Origin of the sequence: Deinococcus pimensis DSM 21231 (assembly GCF_000519345.1) — a bacterium.
GTDB lineage: Bacteria > Deinococcota > Deinococci > Deinococcales > Deinococcaceae > Deinococcus_A > Deinococcus_A pimensis.
This window is the reverse complement of sequence record NZ_KI912617.1, coordinates 161,759-164,409: the sequence shown is the minus strand read 5'-3', so window position 1 is coordinate 164,409 and position 2,651 is coordinate 161,759. Positions and strand designations below refer to the sequence as shown.

The 2,651-nt window shown below is 69.1% G+C and carries 3 protein-coding genes; all 3 read right to left on the bottom strand.

Annotation, left to right across the window (positions count from 1 at the left end; genetic code table 11):
* A partial coding sequence (locus DEIPI_RS27560; protein WP_045233372.1) for a glycoside hydrolase family 13 protein occupies positions 1 to 1,688 on the bottom strand: 1,688 nt, incomplete at its 3' end.
* A gap of 254 nt (positions 1,689 to 1,942) precedes the next feature.
* The gene (locus DEIPI_RS37185; RefSeq protein WP_157463382.1) at positions 1,943 to 2,089 is read right to left on the bottom strand and encodes a hypothetical protein; all 147 of its coding nucleotides are present in this window, start codon (positions 2,087 to 2,089) and stop codon (positions 1,943 to 1,945) included.
* A gap of 152 nt (positions 2,090 to 2,241) precedes the next feature.
* A partial coding sequence (locus tag DEIPI_RS27555; protein ID WP_045233408.1) for a GGDEF domain-containing protein occupies positions 2,242 to 2,651 on the bottom strand: 410 nt, incomplete at its 5' end.

Sequence of the window (2,651 nt, the reverse complement as noted above, 5' to 3'; positions counted from 1 at the left end):
CCCAGCACCGCCGCGTGCTCCGCGCGGCCGTCCGCGTGACGGTACGAGCGGACGAAGCCCAGCGAGTCGTCGTCCGTGCGCAGGAAGCGCAGCGACCCCTGCTGCAGCGCGAGCGTCTCGCGCCGCACGCGGATGAGCGCGCGCACGTCCCCGCGCAGCGTGAGGTCCCACCTCGACTCGTCCCACGGCATCGTGCCGCGGTTGAAGGGCATCGCGCCCGGCTCGACCTGCGTGAGGCCCACCTCCGTGCCGTAGTAGATGCAGGGCACGCCCACGTAGCCCATCAGCAGCGTGAGGACGCTGCGCAGCTTCACCTTGTCGTCCCCGAGGCGCGACAGGGCGCGCGGGACGTCGTGCGAGTCGAGCAGGTTGAACTGGTTGAGCGCCACCTGCGGCGTCAGCACGTGGTACGCGTCCCACATGAGGTCCACCATCTCGTCCAGGGTCATCGCCGATTTGAAGCCGAGGTAGTGCTCGCCCGTGAACCACTCCATCAGGGGCAGCCCGAACCCGTGGTAGTTCATGACGCCGTCCTCGCCCTCGCCGGTCAGCGCGGCCTCCGAGTCGAAGAAGCGCTCCCCGAACACGTACGCGTCCTCCCGCTCGGCGCGCGCGGCCTCCTTGAGGCGGCGGTGGAGCTCCAGGTTGCCCTCGTCCGTGCCGCCCACGCCGATCTGCTGCGCCACGTCGAGGCGCCAGCCCGCCACGCCGCGCCGCAGCCAGTACCGCACGACGGAGTCCTCACCCGCGAGGAACTCGTTCACGGCCGCCTCGGACGTGTAGTCGATCTTCGGGAGGGTCGGCACGTCGAAGAACGCCGCGTACGGCGGGCGTCCGTCCGTGACCTCGCGGAAGGTGAACATCTCCCGCTCGGGCGCCGCGGGGTCGCGCAGGGCCTTCTGGAAGAGGGCGTTCTCGCTGCCCGTGTGGTTGAACACGCCGTCGAGCACCACCCGGATGCCGTTCGCCTCCGCGGCGCGCATCATCTGCTCGAAGCCCTCCTCCCCGCCGAGGTGCGGGTCCACCGCGCGGTAGTCGGTGATGTCGTAACGGTGCGCGGAGGGACTCACGAAGATCGGCGTGAGCCACAGCGCGTTCGCGCCGAGCTCCGCGACGTACGGCATCGCCTGCGCGACGCCCTGCAGGTCCCCGCCGTAGTGCGCGTGGATGTCCAGCTCCCGCGCGGGCGGCACGTCCCAGTCGACGTGCACGACCGGCCCGCCGGAGTACTGGTACTCGCCCGTGCGGACGTCGTTGGTGGGGTCGCCGTTGCGGAAGCGGTCCGGGAAGATCTGGTAGAAGACGCTCTTCCACGCCCACTCCGGCGCGCGGTAGCCCGCGACGTAGTGGAACCAGTCGCGGTAGGGGCGGCGCGTGTGGTGCAGGCCCGCCATCGTGAGGTGCAGGTTGTCGCCGTCCAGCATCAGCTGCCAGCTGTAGTGCACCTTGCGGCCCAGGATGGGCAGGTCGTACTCGAACCAGCGGCCCTCCCCGTCGAGCGGCTCGATCTCTCGCGCCGGGTAGCGGCTGATCTCGCCGTGCTCCAGCAGCTTGAGCAGCACCTCCGTGACGTTCAGGGTCGTCTTGAGGCGCAGGCGCACCGTCTCGCCGACGTTCAGGCCGAGTCGCTCCGTGAACGCGGGCGTGTGGTCGTGCCAGGCGGGCAGGTCGGAAAAGATGACGTTCATGGGTTCCTCCGTGAAAAAAGGGCACGCCTCCGTGGGGGTGGAGGTCGTGCCCTGGATGGACAAGCGTTGCCTTCTCGTTTTTTGGGCGTGCGCCCTCAACCAAGATTCAAGCCCTTTGGATGGCGGTTGTCAACGGGGGCGGAGCACGTGTACTCAAAGAACGACCCCCGCAGTTGCGGGGGCGGTGTCCGGTCACGGCAGGAACACATGGTGCGGCGGGGACGCACACGAGGGGTGGTTCACCGGAAGCGGCCCTACGTCAGCAGGGCCTTCACGATCTCCACCAACAACTTCACAGCGCCGAGAATCGAAGTGATGACCACGAGGGCCTCCTTCAGCTTGCGCAGCCTGGCCTTTCGGCGTTGCTCGCGCTTGCGTGGCGTGTTAGGATTGTCAGGCATACAGGAGTCGTCATTCGCCCCGAGGAGTTCCCGCTCCTTCGGGGCGGTTCCTTTCAGGGTGAGATACGGGCTCGCTGTCCCCGCTTGTCATGCTTCGCGTCCGTGCCCGGACATTGGAAGCGTATCCATATAAGGTGAGCATGGCGTGAACTTCACGCGTGGTCGGTGACGCGGCGTCCTCGTCCGCGTTTCACGACGTACATGGCGTGGTCGGCGGCGCGGATGAGGAAGGCCGCGTCGTGCTGCCCGCCCGTCTCCTCGCTCACGCCGACGCTCGCGCCGACCGTGATGGCGTGCCCGTCCACCTCGAAGGGGGCGCGCAGGGCGTTCTGGATCTCCTCGCGGACGGTGGAGGCGCGCGCGGGATCCGCGAGGAGCAGCACGAACTCGTCCCCGCCGAGCCGCCCCCAGGTGCCGAGCGCCGCGAGCTCGCGCTCCATGCGCCGCGCGAGGAGGCGCAGCACCTCGTCGCCGACGTCGTGCCCGAAGCGGTCGTTGATGGGCTTGAACCCGTCGAGGTCCACGAAGGCGAGCGCGACGGTGCCGCCCGCGTCGCGCGCGC

Coding starts and splice junctions, on each gene's coding strand:
- DEIPI_RS37185 (WP_157463382.1), bottom strand. CDS start 2,089: ATGCCTGACAATCCTAACACGCCACGCAAGCGCGAGCAACGCCGAAAG.